Source organism: Rathayibacter sp. VKM Ac-2759, from assembly GCF_009834225.1.
Classification (GTDB): Bacteria; Actinomycetota; Actinomycetes; order Actinomycetales; family Microbacteriaceae; genus Rathayibacter.
In genome coordinates this window covers 3,380,055-3,395,005 of sequence record NZ_CP047176.1, presented here as the reverse complement: position 1 = coordinate 3,395,005, position 14,951 = coordinate 3,380,055, and the positions used below count along the sequence as shown (strand labels likewise).

Here is a 14,951-nt window from a genome sequence, read left to right as displayed (position 1 = left end):
GTGATCGGACGCCGCGGGCCGCTCGCCTCGAGTGCCGCCCCCGGGCGGGCTACGGAGCGACCGCGCCCGGCTCGTGGGTGACGACCATGTCCTGGTTGAGCACGGGCCGCAGCAGCGCGCTCAACCAGCGCGGATTCATCCCGCTCCTCTCGCGCTCGTCGAAGCGGTACTGCAGCGGGGTGCCCGGGTGGATCATGATCGAGTTCGGGTGGTGCTCGGCAGGTCCGCGCGGCGTCCAGGTCAGCTGGAACGAGGCCCCCGCCTTCACTCGGCGCTCGAGCGCGATCCGCAGGTGGTGCAGGGTGCGGTCGTCGAAGTCGATGCGCCAGCGCCAGGCGCCGTAGATGAGCTGTCCCATGGGAGGGCCTCGATGCTGTCGGTCGTGACGGATCGTCGGCGGCGGAGTCGGTGCGGTCCGCGGGGCGGGAGCGTCGAAGAGACGTTCCTGTCATGAGTGCCGTCTGCACGGTACACCTGCCACCCGCGGGTTCTGAGAAGGCGGTCAGGATCGGTGCGCGGCGGTGATCCCGTCTGCACCGGGAGAGCTCCTCGACCGCATCGGAGCGGTGGGACGGCTGATCCCGCCGACCTCGGTTCTGCCCCCTCGCCGAGGCGTACAGTCCGAGGATGAGTGCAGCGATCAGCACGAACCCGGCATCGACCGGTGGGAAAGCCACGCACCACGCACCGATCCTCGTCACCGACAGCGCCCCGACCGCCGCGAGGTTCTGGGAGTCCTACGACACCGATCCGTCCTCGTCGACGGCCTGGGCGGACGCGGCCGCCCTCGCCTGGCAGTCGCCCGCCGCCGCCGCGCGGGGGGAGCGGGACATCGACCGCTGGAACGAGGAGGGCGGCTCCGACCCCGACTGATCGCTCAGACGAGGTCGAGGTCGAACGGAGAGCCGGCGCGCCAGTCCGCCGTGGCCTCGGGGACGATGTTCCGCGGTGCCGTGAGGGTCTCGACGCGACGGTCGATGTCGGTGCCGGAGTCCGATCGGTCGAGGACACCCTCCGGACTGCGGGTGCCGACGACGGAGAGCGGAACGCCGAGGCCGACGACGAGCACCACCTGCGCCCGGTCCTCCGGGAACGCGACGTCGTCGAGCGTGACGGCGCCCATCTCGCCGCGCGAGGCCGGAAGGAGCGAGTACCGGAGGACGGAGTCGGCCGTCGTGTCGTCGAGGTGCACAGAGCCACCGGCGTGGAACAGAGTCTTCACGGGGCGTCTCCGATGGCCGCGCGAACAGGGCACGGCGCATCGGGGACAGGGACGCGACGCCGTGAGCGTACTCCGCGATCCTGCGCGCGGGCCTGCCATCGACGTTCAGCCGGGGCACGGCCCACTCTCACGCTCGGCGCCTCCCGAGCAGCGACGCGAGCACGAACAGCGCGGCCGCGGCGATCGCCCACGGCGCGGTGAACACCAGTGCGCGATCCAGCGGCCGCCACAGCGGAGCGATCAGTCCGCCGAGCAGGAGGCCCGCGCCCGCGGCGACGAGGGCGTTCGCGACGGTGCCCGCGGCGAGCCGGCCGCCACGGCTGAGCCAGACGCGGTCGACGAGTCGGTCGAGGAGGTAGGTGACGACTCCGACCGGGATGCTCGCGAGCGCGGCGACGGCGAGCAGCGCGGCGAGGGCGAGCAGCGTGAAGCCGGGATCCGCGGCGAGCCGAGTCGCGGCCGTGCCCGTCGCGATGTCGCTCAGCGCACCGACCGAGAGCGGGACGACGGCGAGGACGGCGCCCACCAGAGCACGGATCGCATGGGCGCGGGACCGAGCGCCCGGGACCGTCGGATCCTCCATCGCAGCGCCTCCGTTCGTGACCTCGCGTGCCGGCAGAGCCCCGTTCTGCAGCAGGAGCGTCAGCCGAGCCCGGGCTGCTGGGCGGTGAGGCCGGCAGGAGCCGCCCAGCTCGCGAGCAGCCGCAGACCCTCCGCGGAGGGAGACCCTACCGGGGCGGTGAACGCGATGAGCAGCAGGCCGCGGTCGTCCGTGAGCTCCATGCCCTCGTAGCCGAGCTCGAGGTCGCCGACGACCGGGTGGCGGACGCGCTTCACTCCGGTGCGGTGCTCGCGGACGTCGTGCGACGCCCACAGCCGGCGGAAGGGCTCGCTGCGAGTGGAGAGCTCGCCGATCAGGTCGGTGAGGAGCCGGTCGTGGGGGGCGCGGCCGGCCTCGGCGCGGAGCAGCGCCACGGTCTGCGCGGCGACTCCGTCCCAGTCGCGGTAGAAGCCCGACGCGCGGGGGTCGTCGAAGACGAAGCGACCGAAGTTCGCCGGGCGCTGCGGCTGCTCCAGCATCGGCGAGAACACCGCCGCTCCGAGCCGGTCCGTCGCGAGGACGTCGAGCCGGCCGTTCTGCACGAGGGCGGGGACGTCGCGCATCCCGTCGAGGATCTGCTGGACGATCGGCCGCACCGTCTGCGGCCGGGCGGTGCGGCGGCGGCGCAGGGGATGGGCGCCGTCGTTCGCGGTGCGGACGAGGTCGTAGAGGTGGGAGCGCTCGGCGTCGTCGAGCTGCAGGGCGCGGCTGATGCCCTCGAGGACGGTGTCCGAGACTCCGGAGGCGTTGCCGCGCTCCAGGCGGACGTAGTACTCGACGCTCATCCCGGCCAGCAGGGCGACCTCTTCGCGGCGCAGCCCGATCACGCGGCGACGGCCGCCGAAGTCGGGCAGGCCGGCCTGCTGCGGAGTGAGCCGGTTGCGGCGGGAGATCAGGAACTCGCGGATCTCGTTCGGAGTGTCCATGCCGTCGAACCTACGGCGGTCCCGCCCGTCGAGGGGGTCACCAGCGTTAACCCTGTCGGCAGGGGCTCCCTCCCCTCGCGGCGGGAGCCGAGAGTGGAGGCATCCCCGCACTCGACGAGAGAAGACGCAGATGACGAACGCACGACTCGGAGGCCTCGAGGTCTCGCGCATAGGCCTCGGCGCGATGACCATGGCCGGAACCTACACGACCGGCGGCGGCCTCGACGACGACGAGTCGATCCGCACCGTCCAGCGCGCCCTCGATCTCGGCGTCACCCACATCGACACCGCCGAGATCTACGGCCCCTTCCACAGCGAGGAGGTGGTCGGCCGCGCAATCAGGGGCCGTCGCGATCAGGTGGTGATCGCCACCAAGTTCGGTCTCGTCTCGCACTCCGGAGGCGGACCCGGCACCGTCGACAGCAGCGCCGCCAACGTGAGGGCCGCGGTCGAGGGCTCCCTCGAGCGCCTGGGCACCGACCGCATCGACCTCTGCTACCAGCACCGGGTCGACCGGCGCACGCCGATCGAGGAGACCGCCGGAGCCGTCGCCGACCTGATCGCGGAGGGCAAGGTGCTGCACTTCGGACTCTCGAGGCGTCGCCCGAGACGATCCGCCGCGCCCACGCCGTGCAGCCGGTCTCGGCGCTCCGGACGGAGTACTCCCTGTGGACCCGCGACGTCGAGGACGAGATCCTGCCGCTGCTGCGCGAGCTGGGCATCGGCTTCGTCCCCTACTCCCCGCTCGGCCACGGGCTGCTCACCGGGCAGCTACGCTCCGCTGCGGACATCCCCGACGGCGACTGGCGCAAGACCAACCCGCGCTTCGTGGGCGAGAACTTCGACCGCAACCTCGCTCTCGTCGACGAGGTCCGTGCCGTCGGTGCCGAGATCGGCGCGACTCCCGCGCAGACCGCGCTCGCCTGGATCCTCACTCGCGGCGACGACATCGCGCCCATCCCCGGCACTCGCCGCGTGGCCCGCGTGGAGGAGAACACCGCCGCCGACGCCGTCGAGCTGAGCCCGGAGCAGCTCGACCGCCTGAACGCGCTCGAGCCGGCCGCCGGGGAGCGGCACGACGAGGCGAACATGGCGTCGATCGACCGGTAGCGGGCGGCGGCTCCTTCGTGCTGCGGTGCTCGTGCGAGGAGGGGCTCGGTGGTCGCGTCCTCGCGGCGGCCTGCTTCCTCGACTGCCCGGCTGACGCCTGTCCTGTACGTGCTGGTCGAGTAGCCCCGGACGGGCGTATCGAGACCCACCAGCGCCGGCAGCCGAGTGGGCAGGTCGTCTCCCGACCGCGGATCCTTCCTCCACAGCCCTTAGTGGCGCGCGAGTTGTCCGGATCTGGCGCTCTTCCGTCCTGGGTGTCGGTGGTTCTTGCTTCGATATCCGTATGGCAGTTGCAGCAGAGACCCGACCCGCGGAGGCGTCACTCGACGACATCCGCGAGGGCGCCGACGAGGTCGGCCGGCTCGCTCGCCACGCGTCCCTCGACCTCCTCGCCTCCGCCGAACGCCTCTACGAGGTGTACCGGCAGGGGCTCGCGTTCCCCCTCGCCTTCGCTCGCGGCGGCCGGTCGAACCGCGAGTCCCACGATCTCGTTGAGCGGTCCCTCCGCGCCGAACTCGCGACCGGGTCAGGGGTGTCGGAGTGGGAACTGGCGCGGGAACTCGAGCGCGCGCATCTGCTGGTCGAGGACCTGCCCCGCACTCGCGCGGCGCTGGCCGCGGCCCGGATCCGGTGGCGGGCGGGTGAGGTGATCTGCTCGGCCGCCGCGCTGCTGCCGAAGGAGTCCCGCGCCGAGTTCGACGAACGCGCCGCCGACCTCGCCCTCACCAAGACCCCGACCCAGCTGCGACGAGCGGTGGACCGGTTGCGTGACGAGCTGCACGCGAAGCCCCTCGCCGAGCGACACGCGCGGGCCAGAGAGGACCGCGGCGTCTGGCTCACCCCCGAGATCGACGGGATGGCCACACTCACCGCCCTCCTCCCGGCCGCCGCCGCGGTCGGCGTGTACCACCGCCTCGACCGCATCGCCCGAACCCTCCGCGACGGGGTCGACAGCACCGACGCCGTCCGCGGCTCAGGTGACGAGCGGACCCTCTCACAGCTGCGCGCCGACGCGCTCGCCGATCTGCTCTGCGACGGCGACATCATCGGCACCACCCCCATCAGCGACGGGACGAAGGCTCCGCCGACGTTCGTGCCCGGAGTGCGCGCAGAAGTGCGCCTCACGCTCGCCGCGAGCACCGCAGCTGGGCTCGACGACGCTCCCGCCGACCTCGACGGCTACGGCGCGATCCCCGCCACCGTCGCCCGGGAACTCGCGGGAGTCGCCGCCACGTTCACCCGCGTCCTCACCGACCCGGACGCCGGTGCGGTCGTCTCCGTCGGCCGCACCCACCGCGTCCCGCCCGCGCAGATGCGTCTCGCCTTGCAGCTGCGCGACCAGACCTGCCGCTTCCCCGGCTGCACCCGCCGAGCCTCCACCAGCGAAGCCGACCACACTCTCGAATGGCGGAACGGCGGAGAGACCGCGCTCGAGAACCTCGCCTCCCTCTGCACCGCCCACCACCACGTCCGCCACGGCGACCGCTGGACCTACCGCCTCCACCCCGACGGCACCGCCGAGTGGACCACCCCCACCGGCCGGCGCGTCACCACCCGGCCTCCCGCGCTCCCCGGGCGACCACCCGCACCACCCCCGCGATTCACCGACGGCCCACCGCCGTTCTGACGCGCCCGCCCGATCGGGTGAACGTGCCGAGCGGGGATGTCCCGACGTCCACGGGAACTCGCCTCTCCCGGGACACGTCACCGCGCCTCCCGGGGGCTCACACCGTCACTCCCCGCCGAGACCGAATCGTGACTCGTGAGAGCGCTCTCTCCACACGTATCCTGCTCAGGACACGATGTCCGATCTCGACCGGGCGCGAGTCGCGCGGGTAGTCGGCCCGAAGAGTCCCCGGCGACATCACCACTCAACGAGGAGGAACCATGCGGGCATCCCTGCACCGTCGTATCACCCTGCCGATCGCCGTTCTCGCGGCGGCCGGTCTCGCTCTCGCGGGCTGCTCGAGCAGCAGCGACCCCAACGACCCCAACGCCGGCGGCGGCAGCGGCGGAACCGCGGCCGCGGGCGACGGCGTCGTCAACATCTACGGCACCATCAACGGCGACGAGGCGACCCTCCTCGAGCAGTCCTGGGCGGACTGGGAGGAGGAGTCGGGGATCGACATCAAGTACACGGGCGACAAGGGCTTCGAGCAGCAGATCGGCATCAAGGTGCAGGGCGGCGACGTGCCCGACCTCGCGATCTTCCCGCAGCCCGGTCTGCTCGCCGACACGGTCGCCTCCGGCAAGGTGAAGGAGCTGCCCGAGGGCGCCCTCGCGAACGTCCAGGAGAACTGGTCGGAGGACTGGCAGAAGTACGGCCAGGTCGACGGCACCCAGTACGGCGCGCCGCTGATGGCGTCCGTCAAGGGCTACATCTGGTACTCGCCGGCGAAGTTCGCGGAGTGGGGCGTCTCGGTCCCGACCACATGGGACGAGATGGAGGCGCTCGGCAAGGCGATCGCCGAGAAGTCCGGCGGACCCTCCTGGTGCGCGGGCTTCGCCTCGGACGCCGCCTCGGGCTGGCCCGGTACCGACTGGATCGAGGACGCCGTGCTGCGTGAGGCCGGCCCCGATGTCTACGACTCCTGGGTCGCCGGTGACACCCCGTTCACCGACCCGGCGATCAAGACGGCGTTCGACTCCGTCGGCTCGATCCTGCTCGACCCGACCCTGGTCAACGCCGGCTACGGCGACGTCTCGTCGATCAACTCCACCGCCTTCGGCGACGTCGCGCAGAACATCGCCAACGGCTCCTGCGCGCTGACCCACCAGGCGTCGTTCTTCGAGGGCTTCCTCACCTCCGCCGATGCGACGGTGGCGGAGGACGGCGATGTGTGGGCCTTCCTCACCCCGCCGATCAGCGCCGACGACGACCAGGCCGTCACGGGAGGCGGCGAGTTCGTCGCCGCGTTCTCGGACGACGAGGACACCGCGAAGGTCCAGGAGTACCTGGCGAGCGCCGACTGGGCGAACAGCCGCGTCTCGCTCGGCGGAGTGATCTCGGCCAACACCGGCCTCGACCCGGCGAACGCGAGCAGCGACCTGCTCCGCAGCTCGATCTCGATCCTGCAGAGCGAGGACACCACGTTCCGCTTCGACGCGTCCGACCTGATGCCCAAGGCCGTCGGCTCGGACAGCTTCTTCAAGGGGATCGTCGACTGGGTCGACGGCTCGAGCACCGACCAGGTCCTGGAGTCGATCCAGGCCGGCTACACCTCCTAGAGGTCACGGCCAGGGCCGCCGTCCTCAGCGGCGGCGGCCCTGCCCTCCCGTCGGCCCCGCCTGTATGGCACCGTGCAGAGGGGACGCGCGAGGAGGTGTGCGTGGAAGAGGCGCTGGTGGGCGGCAACACGACGGCCGGAGTGGTGCGGATCGGCGACACGGTGCGGCGCCCGCGTGGGCCCCGCTCGTCGTTCGTCGCGCAACTGCTCCGAGAGCTGAACGGTGCCGGTCTGGCCTGGGCTCCGCGCCACTTGGGCGTGGACGAGAAGGGCCGCGACTCCTTCTCGTTCGTCGACGGGACCACGACCGACCACCCGAGTCAGCGGGACGAGGCCGCCTACCGGCGGGTGGAGACCCTGTTGCGCGAGCTGCACGAGTCCACCCGCCGCAGTCCGCTCGCCTCCGGAGGCGCCTGCGTGGTCCACGGTGACCCCGGCCCCTACAACGTCATCGTGACGGGCGGCCTGCCCGTGGCGCTCATCGACTGGGACAGCGCTCACGCCGGCGACCCGCTCGAGGACGTGGGGTACGCGGGCTGGACCTGGTGCGTCCAGTCGGTCGGCGCTGTTCCGGTGGCGGATCAGGCGCGGCGCCTCCGCGAGCTGGTCGACGGATACGGCGTCGACTTCTCTCCGGAGGTCGTGCTGAGCGCCGTCGAGGACGCGCAGAACCGCATCATCGAGAGGGAGTCGGAGATCCTCGCGGACGCCGGCGCCAGTGCTGCACGGAGAGCGCACGCTTCAGCGGCGATCGAGTGGGCCTCCGGCGACCGCGCCGAGCTCCGGCGCCACCGCGGGACGTTCCGCTCCGCGCTGCTTCGGGGACGGTAGGCGCCCCTTCACCGCGCCGGTGCAAGGACGGGGAGGAGATCGCGGAGGTCCGCCACCTCGTAGTCGATCCGAGCCGTGGCGGGCGCCACTCGGCCGCCTCGGGTGACCCAGGCAGCGGCGATGCCGAGGGCGTTCGCGCCCGCGATGTCAGCGGACAGGGAGTCGCCGATGTGGAGCACCTCGCTGGGATCCAGGTCGAGACGCTTCAGGCCGGCCTCGAAGGGGGCCCGATCAGGCTTGTACGCTCGCACGTCCTCGCTCGTCACCAGGTGCGAGAGCGGCAGTCGGTGATTCTCGATCGCCGCCTCGAGATCGTCGCGGTCGATGTTCGACACGATGCAGATCGGCAGTTCGCACGAGCGGAGGAACTCCAGCGAGCCCTCTCGCAGAGCCGGCGCACGCCAGAAGGCGAACTGACGCGTGCAGAGTTCGTCCGCGTCGAGGTCCGAGTCGATGCCGGTCAGCACCGCGGAGAGGGACGACACCGCGATGTCGCGTTGAGGCCGGAACTCGCGCCCCGTCGCCCCTGCGGTCGCGGCCGCGAACTCGCGGCCCCACTGCGCCGCGACGTCCGAAGGCGCTCGACCGCTCTCTGCCGCGATGTCCTCGCAGATGCTGCGGATGACGTCGTCGTCCTCACTGACGAGGGTGCCGTAGAAGTCGAGGAGCACACCGCGGAACCGCACGGCACGACCCTAGCCATCGCTCCGCCCGGCACGCCGACTCGTTCCGGCGCGGCCCGCGCTCGGGACCGTCGCGATAGCGTTCGCGCATGACCCGTCCCGCGCTGATCGCGTTCGATCTCGACGGCACCCTGGTCGACCACGAGGGAGCCGCGACGAACGGCCTGCATCGCTGGCTGCGTTCGCTCGACGCGACTCCGACAGCCGAGCTGACTGCCGAGTGGTTCCGCATCGAGAAGAAGCACGTGACGTCCTGGCGCGAAGGCTCGATCAGCTGGGACGAGCAGCGGCGACAGCGCCTGCGCGAGTTCCTGCCTCTCATCGGTCGTGCCGTGGGGGAGCCCGGGGACCTCGATCGCTGCTTCCGCGAGGGCTACCTCCCCGCCTACGAGGACAGCTGGACCGCGTACCCGGACGCGCGTCCCGTTCTGGAGGAGCTGATCGCCCGGGGCTTCACCGTCGCGATCATCTCGAACGGTCAGGACGCCCAGCAGAGCGGGAAGCTGCGTCGTACGGGGCTCGCCGGACTCGTGCCGGACGTCCTGACCGCCGACGGGCTGGGCGTCGCGAAGCCCGATCCGGCGATCTTCACCAGAGCCTGCGCTCGTCTCGACGTCGCGCCCGATGCCGTGCTCTACGTCGGCGACGAGTACGACCTCGACGTCGTTGCCGCGCGGGCGGCCGGCCTGCGCGCGGTGCACCTGGACCGGCCCGACTCGAACCGGTTCCACGAGGCCTCGCGAGTCACCGACCTGCACCAGCTGCTCGGCAGGAGCGAGCTGGTCTAGCTCCGCGAGAGCGTGGATGAGGGCTCGGTCATGCCCTCGCCCTCGCATCGCTTCGCCGCCGAGGCGCCACCGGCCGCCCCGCCCCTCACACCGTCGGACGGCGCACCATCCACACCTCGCGCACGCCGTCCTCGACCTTCGACTCGATGCCGACGAAGCCGTGCCTCCGGTAGAAGGCCTGGGCCCGCGGATTCGGGTCGGTGACCCAGAGCCCAGTGGCGGCTCCGGGGTCGAGAACGGCCTCGAGGAGGGCGTCACCGCCGCCGCGACCGTGCACGGCGGCGAGCGTGTAGAGGAGGTACAGCTGGTCGGTCGTGCCTCGGTCTGGGTCGAGGGCGGGTCCGGCCATCGCGACTCCGACCAGCGCGCCGTCGAGCTCTGCGACGGCGATCCGGTTCTGCGCGTACTGCGGATCCGTGAGCGCCGCCGTCCAGAAGTGCTCTCGCCGACCGACGAGGTCGAGGTCGTCGAGCACGGCGTCGCGCATCACGCCCCGGTACGTCTCTCGCCACGATGCCGCGTGCACGCGGGCCATCGAGGTGATGTCCGCCGAGGTCGGCCTCCGCACCAGCAGCACTGACTCCATGGGGGGAGCGTAGGGCTGGGGGTCGGCCGGATCGCCCCGGACGGGCGGCAGCACTGAGTAGAACCGCCTCGTCCCGGGGATCGAAGTCCGGCCTCCTGAGCCGCCCCTGGCCCGGCGGGCCGGGAGACCCGGCCGTGCTGACCCCACTTCGGGTGTGAGAACTCCTCGCGGCTCCAGGACAGAGTGGCAGGCGCTTCTCGCCCTGCTCCATCGACACGGAAGACTCCGATGGACACCGCCACAGCCCCGGATCCGCTGCCCGCGCTCGACTCCGGCGTCCCCCGGGCCACCGCCCTCCTGCGCTCCGTCGCCGCCTGGGCACGCGCCCGGTGGTCGGACCTCGGCGCGCACCCCGCCGGGCGACGGGTCCCCGGCAGCGTGACGGTCTCGGTCGTCGTCCTCGTCATCGGCGCCCTCGCCTCGGTCGTCTCGGTCTCGTCGGGGGCGGGGATCACGTACCGCGACGAGCAGCTGCACCTGAGCATCGCCCGGCGGCTCTTCGATAGCGCGACGCCCGGTTTCCAGCAGCTGGGCACGGTGTGGCTGCCGGTGCCCCACCTGATCCTCGCCCCGTTCGTGATCGACTTCGGCTGGTGGGTCAGCGGAGCCGGTGCCGCGATCGTCGGGACGGTCTGCCTCGCCCTCTCCGCCTCCGCTCTGTACCGCATCACCGCTCGGATGCGAGGGGGGCGCACGGCGCGCCTCGTGACCGTGGCGGCCTTCGTCAGCAGCCCCGCCGTGCTCTACGTGTTCACGACGCCGCTCACCGAGCCGGTGCTGATCGCCGGTCTGCTCGGGTGCGTCGCCGGTCTCGCCCGCTGGGTCACCGCCCGCCGCCGGCACTCGTTCGGGGAGACCGCGGTCTTCTGCGGGATCCCGCTCGCGATCGCGGTCATGTCGCGCTACGAGGGCTGGGCGCTGCTCGCGGGCGGCACGCTGCTCGTCCTCGTGGTCTCGTTCCGCCGCGACCGGCGGATCGGCTCCGCAGCGGCCTCGGCGTTCGGGCTGGCGCTGCCGTCGGCGCTGGCCATCGCGTGGTGGCTCGCCTACAACGCCGCGACCTACGGCAATCCGCTCGAGTTCGCGAACGGCGAGTTCTCCGCCGCGGAGCTGCAGCGCGGCATCACGGAGTCGGGCCTCGTCACCACCGCAGGGAACCCGGGCATCTCGGTCTACGTGTACGGCTGGAGCATCGTCCAGGCCTTCGGCCCGGTGACCGCCGTGCTGGCCGCCTGCGGTGCGGTGCTCGTCGCCGTCCGCGACGGGCTCTCGGATCGCTTCCTCCTGCTCGGCCTCACCGCGGTGCCGGCACTGTTCTCGCTCGTCAGCCTGGCCGCCGGCCAGTCGGTGATCTACAGCGACCACACCCTGCCCACGGGCTGGTGGAACACGCGCTACGCCCTGGTCGCCGGACTCTTCACCTCCGTGCTGATCGGATACCTCGTGCAGTCGGTGATCGAGGCGGCCCGCCGCGCTCGGCCCACCCGGAGGGGCTTCCGCACGGTTCTCGGCGCGGCGGTGCTCTTAGCGCTCGGCGGCCAGTCGCTGTGGATGCTCCAGGAGCCCGACCGGGTCGCCGTGCTCGCCGAGGCCGCCGACCAGCGCGTGGCGTTCGCCGATCTCCGCCGCTCGTTCACCTGGCTCGGCGGGGAGTACGAGGGAGGCGGGATCCTCGTCGACGAGAGCCAGAACCCCTTCGTCCTCGACCTGGGACTGCCGCTCGTCGAGCTCGTCGACTACGCGGCCGGTGAGGCGTTCCTCCGAGCGCAGGAGGACCCGGGGAACTCCGTCGAGTGGATCTTCCTGAACGAGGACAACGACGTCGACACGATCGCGAGGATGCTCTCGCGGCACCCCGAGCGGCTCGACCGGTTCAGCCTCGTCCACTCCGACGGGCCCTACCGCATCTACCGGAGGTGGTGACGGGCTCTCGGACGAGGGCCTGCCGTGAGCACCCTCACGGCGACCTCCTCCTCGCGGCGCGGACGATCGCGAGCAGCGCGTCCGCTCAGGCCGCGGGCTCGGCGTCCGGCTTCATCCAGAACGGCGAGTAGTGGTAGCCGTCCGGGTCGTCGAACTGCCGCTGGTACATGAAGGGGTACTCGTCGGTGTCGCCGATCCGCCCGCCGGCGGCGCCCGCGCGCTCGGTCAGCTCGTCGACCGCCTCGCGGCTGCCGAGGTCGAAGGAGACCGTGACCTTCGAGGGAGTGCCGGGGCCGCCGATCAGCTCCTCGGTGCCGCCGACGCTCGCATACATCTCGCGGCTGCCGAGCATGACGTACTGGCCGGGTGCGATCTCGAAGCACGACGCGCTCTCGCTGCTCATCCCTGCATCGAGAGTCCAGCCGAGGGCGGTGTAGAAGGCGGTCGCGCGTTCGACGCTCTCGACCGGGCAGGTGATGAAGAGGCTCATGGAGTGAAGACTCCAAGAGAACGGGGACGACGGCAAGGGATCGGGACGTTCCTGTCGCGGAGCGCTGTGGCGCTCGATCCGGCGACGCCTCCGCGTCTCGCGCGACACGGGTCTTAAAGGGGGGTCCGGGCGGTGCCTCCCGCCTGCCACGCTGGCTGTCGACATCCCGCGCGCGCGCCCGGGGGCACCTCGCTAAGGAGTACACGGTGGCCACGAAGGCGATCCGCGGCACGTTCCTCGACTTCATCGACGATCCATGGAAGCACGTGGGCGACGAGGAGGCGGCCACCCGGTTCCACGCCGACGGGCTGCTCGTGCTCGAGGACGGCCTGATCGTCGACTTCGGCCCGTACGCCGAGCTGGCGGCGAAGCACCCGGACGTGCCGGTGACCGAGATCGCCGACCGGATCATCGTGCCGGGCTTCATCGACGGTCACATCCATCTGCCGCAGACCCGCGTGCTCGGGGCCTACGGCGAGCAGCTGCTGCCGTGGCTGCAGAAGTGGGTGTTCCCGGAGGAGCACAAGTACGCCGACCGCGACTACGCGCTCGAGGGCACCACGCACTTCTTCGACAACCTGCTCGCCTCGGGCACCACGACGGCGCAGGCGTTCACCACCGGCAGCCTCACCTGCAACGAGGTGTTCTTCGAGGAGGCGGCGAAGCGCAACATGAGGATGATCGGCGGCCTCACCGGCATCGACCGCCACGTCCCGAGTACTTCGCGAACACGCCCGAGCAGTTCTACGACGACAGCAGGGCGCTGATCGAGAAGCACCACCGGGTCGGCCGCAGCCTCTACGCGATCACTCCGCGGTTCGCGTTCGGCGCCTCCGAGGAGCTGCTGGACGCCTGTCGCCGGCTGAAGGAGGAGTACCCCGACGTCTGGATCAACACGCACATCTCCGAGAACCCCGCCGAGATCCACGGCGTGCTCGCGCTGCACCAGGACTGCCACGACTACCTCGCGGTGTACGAGAAGTACGACCTCGTCGGTCCGAAGTTCACCGGAGGCCACGGCGTGTGGCTCTCGAACGACGAGTTCCGGCGCTTCGCGCGGTCGGGAGCGGCCGTGGCGTTCTGCCCGTCGTCGAACCTCTACCTCGGCTCCGGTCTGTTCCGCCTGGGCCGCGCGACCGATCCGGAGCACCGCGTGCTGCTCAGCCTCGGCACCGACATGGGCGGCGGCAACCGCTTCAGCCTCCTGAACTCGCTCGAGGACGCCTACAAGGTGGGGATGCTCAACAACACGATCCTCGACGGCAGCATCGTGCCGAGCGAGATGGACCTCGCCGAGTCCGAGCGCAACAAGCTCTCGCCCTACCGAGCCTTCTACTCGGCGACGAAGGGCGGTGCGGAGGCGCTGTACATCGACGATCTCGTCGGCAGCTTCGACATCGGCAAGGAGGCCGACTTCGTGGCGCTGGACTGGACGGCCGGGCCCCCCGCCTCCGCCTGGCACCAGAGCCTCGCCTACGACGGCGGCGAGCTGACCCAGGACGCGGTCCGCGAGCTGCTGTTCGGCATCATGATGGTCGGCGACGAGCGCGCGGTGGATCAGACCTGGGTGATGGGCGAGCTCGCCTATCGGAAGGCCTGACGGTGGCGGAGACCACCACGTCGGCCCCCGTCTCGCTCGTCGTGCACCGGCGTCTCGCCGAGGCGGACTACGCCCGGTACGAGGCGTGGCAGGACGAGGTCGGCGCGCGGCTGGAGGGGCGGGACGGCTTCCTCGGCCGCGAGAGCATCCGACCGGATCCGCCCCACCAGGTCGACTGGATCGTGATCGAGCGCTTCCGCGACCGCGATGCCGCGCGCAGCTGGATGCAGAGCCCCGAGCGCGCCGCCCTCCTCGCCCGGATCGACGGGCTGTTCGTCGGCAACGACGCCGTCCACCTGGTCACCGAGGAGGCGAAGCACCCCGCCGAGGCGGCGTCGGTGCTGATCACGACTCGGGTGGCTCCCGAGGACGAGGGGGCGTTCCTCGCCTGGCAGCGCCGCATCTCGGCGGCGGAGTCGCACTTCGAGGGCTTCGCCGGGCACCGGGTCGAGCGTCCGATCCCCGGTCTGCAGGAGGACTGGGTCGTGGTGCTGAGCTTCGCGACGGAGGCGGACCTGAACCGCTGGATCGACTCGCCCGAGCGCCGGGCTCTGCTCGCCGACGGGGCGGCCTTCAACCAGCAGCTCTCGCTGACGCGCGCGAGCTACGGCTTCGGCTTCTGGGCCGGGCGGGACAAGCCGGTGCCGGATCCGGTGTTCAAGAGCAATCTGCTGGTGCTGCTGATGCTGTACCCGATCGTGTTCCTGTGGAGCTACTTCATCGCGGATCCGCTGTTCGCCTCCCACGGCGTCCCGTTCTGGCTCTCGCTCTTCATCGGCAACGTCGTCTCGACTCAGCTGCTCGGCTGGATCTTCGTGCCGTGGGCGTTCCGGCTCTTCAGCTGGTGGACCGAGCGGGGCAGCTCTCGGCGCGTGCAGGTCGCGGGCTACGCGATCATCGTCGGCTGCTACCTGCTGTCGATGGCCGTCTACGCCGGGCTCCTCGCGCTGCGGGCGGGCTGACC

General features: G+C 71.5%; 16 protein-coding genes and 1 pseudogene. 10 read left to right on the top strand and 7 right to left on the bottom strand.

Features of this window, described 5'->3' with window-relative positions:
* Positions 1-49 precede the first annotated feature (49 nt).
* Entirely contained in the window at positions 50-358 is a 309-nt protein-coding gene (locus GSU68_RS15890) for a hypothetical protein (protein ID WP_159909626.1), read from the bottom strand.
* A gap of 269 nt (positions 359-627) precedes the next feature.
* Between GSU68_RS15890 and GSU68_RS15885 the strand changes: the two genes are divergently transcribed.
* Positions 628-873: a hypothetical protein gene (locus GSU68_RS15885; protein ID WP_159909625.1), complete on the top strand. Its 246-nt coding sequence runs from the start codon at positions 628-630 to the stop codon at positions 871-873.
* Between the two features lie 4 nt (positions 874-877).
* Here the strand turns inward: GSU68_RS15885 and GSU68_RS15880 are convergent, their stop codons facing one another.
* The 3 genes from GSU68_RS15880 to GSU68_RS15870 all read right to left on the bottom strand — a co-directional run bounded on the left by GSU68_RS15880 (position 878) and on the right by GSU68_RS15870 (position 2,749).
* Complete coding sequence (locus tag GSU68_RS15880) at positions 878-1,222, bottom strand: hypothetical protein (RefSeq protein WP_159909624.1); 345 nt, start codon at positions 1,220-1,222, stop codon at positions 878-880.
* Between the two features lie 127 nt (positions 1,223-1,349).
* Positions 1,350-1,748 carry a hypothetical protein gene (locus GSU68_RS15875; RefSeq protein WP_208544595.1) on the bottom strand — a complete coding sequence of 133 codons (399 nt, stop codon included), beginning with the start codon at positions 1,746-1,748 and terminating at the stop codon, positions 1,350-1,352.
* A 116-nt stretch (positions 1,749-1,864) separates the two neighbouring features.
* Positions 1,865-2,749 carry a helix-turn-helix transcriptional regulator gene (locus tag GSU68_RS15870; RefSeq protein ID WP_159909622.1) on the bottom strand — a complete coding sequence of 295 codons (885 nt, stop codon included), beginning with the start codon at positions 2,747-2,749 and terminating at the stop codon, positions 1,865-1,867.
* Positions 2,750-2,879: 130 nt separating this feature from the next.
* Between GSU68_RS15870 and GSU68_RS15865 the strand changes: the two are divergent.
* The 4 genes and pseudogenes from GSU68_RS15865 (at position 2,880) to GSU68_RS15850 (ending at position 7,917) form a co-directional block, all read left to right on the top strand.
* Positions 2,880-3,859: pseudogene (locus GSU68_RS15865) on the top strand (aldo/keto reductase).
* Positions 3,860-4,142: 283 nt separating this feature from the next.
* Entirely contained in the window at positions 4,143-5,486 is a 1,344-nt protein-coding gene (locus GSU68_RS15860; RefSeq protein WP_159909621.1) for an HNH endonuclease signature motif containing protein, read from the top strand.
* A gap of 260 nt (positions 5,487-5,746) precedes the next feature.
* Positions 5,747-7,087, top strand: coding sequence for an extracellular solute-binding protein (locus GSU68_RS15855; protein WP_159909620.1), 1,341 nt, complete (start codon positions 5,747-5,749; stop codon positions 7,085-7,087).
* A gap of 101 nt (positions 7,088-7,188) precedes the next feature.
* Positions 7,189-7,917: an aminoglycoside phosphotransferase family protein gene (locus GSU68_RS15850; protein ID WP_159909619.1), complete on the top strand. Its 729-nt coding sequence runs from the start codon at positions 7,189-7,191 to the stop codon at positions 7,915-7,917.
* An 8-nt stretch (positions 7,918-7,925) separates the two neighbouring features.
* On the opposite strand, the gene GSU68_RS15845 is transcribed toward GSU68_RS15850, so the two are convergent.
* On the bottom strand, positions 7,926-8,603 hold the full coding sequence (locus GSU68_RS15845) for an HAD family hydrolase (RefSeq protein ID WP_159909618.1): 678 nt from the start codon (positions 8,601-8,603) through the stop codon (positions 7,926-7,928).
* Between the two features lie 86 nt (positions 8,604-8,689).
* Here GSU68_RS15845 and GSU68_RS15840 point away from each other — a divergent pair, with 86 nt between their 5' ends.
* Entirely contained in the window at positions 8,690-9,388 is a 699-nt protein-coding gene (locus tag GSU68_RS15840) for an HAD family hydrolase (protein ID WP_244259309.1), read from the top strand.
* 85 nt (positions 9,389-9,473) lie between these two features.
* Here the strand turns inward: GSU68_RS15840 and GSU68_RS15835 are convergent, their stop codons facing one another.
* Positions 9,474-9,974 carry a GNAT family N-acetyltransferase gene (locus GSU68_RS15835; RefSeq protein WP_244259308.1) on the bottom strand — a complete coding sequence of 167 codons (501 nt, stop codon included), beginning with the start codon at positions 9,972-9,974 and terminating at the stop codon, positions 9,474-9,476.
* A gap of 228 nt (positions 9,975-10,202) precedes the next feature.
* Here GSU68_RS15835 and GSU68_RS15830 point away from each other — a divergent pair, with 228 nt between their 5' ends.
* The gene (locus GSU68_RS15830; protein WP_159909617.1) at positions 10,203-11,897 is read left to right on the top strand and encodes a hypothetical protein; all 1,695 of its coding nucleotides are present in this window, start codon (positions 10,203-10,205) and stop codon (positions 11,895-11,897) included.
* 85 nt (positions 11,898-11,982) lie between these two features.
* On the opposite strand, the gene GSU68_RS15825 is transcribed toward GSU68_RS15830, so the two are convergent.
* Positions 11,983-12,387 (bottom strand): VOC family protein, encoded by a 405-nt coding sequence (locus GSU68_RS15825; RefSeq protein WP_159909616.1) that lies wholly within the window; start codon positions 12,385-12,387, stop codon positions 11,983-11,985.
* Between the two features lie 206 nt (positions 12,388-12,593).
* On the opposite strand from GSU68_RS15825, the gene GSU68_RS20090 reads away from it, so the two are divergent.
* From GSU68_RS20090 to GSU68_RS15815, 3 genes are read left to right on the top strand one after another with little or no spacing between them, the layout of a single operon-like run.
* Positions 12,594-13,154, top strand: coding sequence for an amidohydrolase family protein (locus GSU68_RS20090; protein ID WP_208544594.1), 561 nt, complete (start codon positions 12,594-12,596; stop codon positions 13,152-13,154).
* Positions 13,151-13,987, top strand: a complete 837-nt coding sequence (locus tag GSU68_RS19940) for an amidohydrolase family protein (protein WP_279631069.1) — start codon at positions 13,151-13,153, stop codon at positions 13,985-13,987. The genes GSU68_RS20090 and GSU68_RS19940 overlap by 4 nt, the downstream gene beginning before the upstream one ends.
* A 2-nt stretch (positions 13,988-13,989) precedes the next feature.
* A complete protein-coding gene (locus GSU68_RS15815; RefSeq protein WP_208544593.1) occupies positions 13,990-14,949 on the top strand; it encodes an antibiotic biosynthesis monooxygenase in 960 nt (319 codons plus the stop codon).
* Positions 14,950-14,951: the final 2 nt, after the last annotated feature.

What these genes read in the sequence shown, in the direction of transcription:
- GSU68_RS15890 (WP_159909626.1), bottom strand. Translation starts at nt 358, where the DNA reads ATGGGACAGCTCATCTACGGCGCCTGGCGCTGGCGCATCGACTTCGAC.
- GSU68_RS15885 (WP_159909625.1), top strand. Translation starts at nt 628, where the DNA reads ATGAGTGCAGCGATCAGCACGAACCCGGCATCGACCGGTGGGAAAGCC.
- GSU68_RS15870 (WP_159909622.1), bottom strand. Translation starts at nt 2,749, where the DNA reads ATGGACACTCCGAACGAGATCCGCGAGTTCCTGATCTCCCGCCGCAAC.
- GSU68_RS15860 (WP_159909621.1), top strand. Translation starts at nt 4,143, where the DNA reads ATGGCAGTTGCAGCAGAGACCCGACCCGCGGAGGCGTCACTCGACGAC.
- GSU68_RS15855 (WP_159909620.1), top strand. Translation starts at nt 5,747, where the DNA reads ATGCGGGCATCCCTGCACCGTCGTATCACCCTGCCGATCGCCGTTCTC.
- GSU68_RS15840 (WP_244259309.1), top strand. Translation starts at nt 8,690, where the DNA reads ATGACCCGTCCCGCGCTGATCGCGTTCGATCTCGACGGCACCCTGGTC.
- GSU68_RS15835 (WP_244259308.1), bottom strand. Translation starts at nt 9,974, where the DNA reads ATGGAGTCAGTGCTGCTGGTGCGGAGGCCGACCTCGGCGGACATCACC.
- GSU68_RS15830 (WP_159909617.1), top strand. Translation starts at nt 10,203, where the DNA reads ATGGACACCGCCACAGCCCCGGATCCGCTGCCCGCGCTCGACTCCGGC.
- GSU68_RS15825 (WP_159909616.1), bottom strand. Translation starts at nt 12,387, where the DNA reads ATGAGCCTCTTCATCACCTGCCCGGTCGAGAGCGTCGAACGCGCGACC.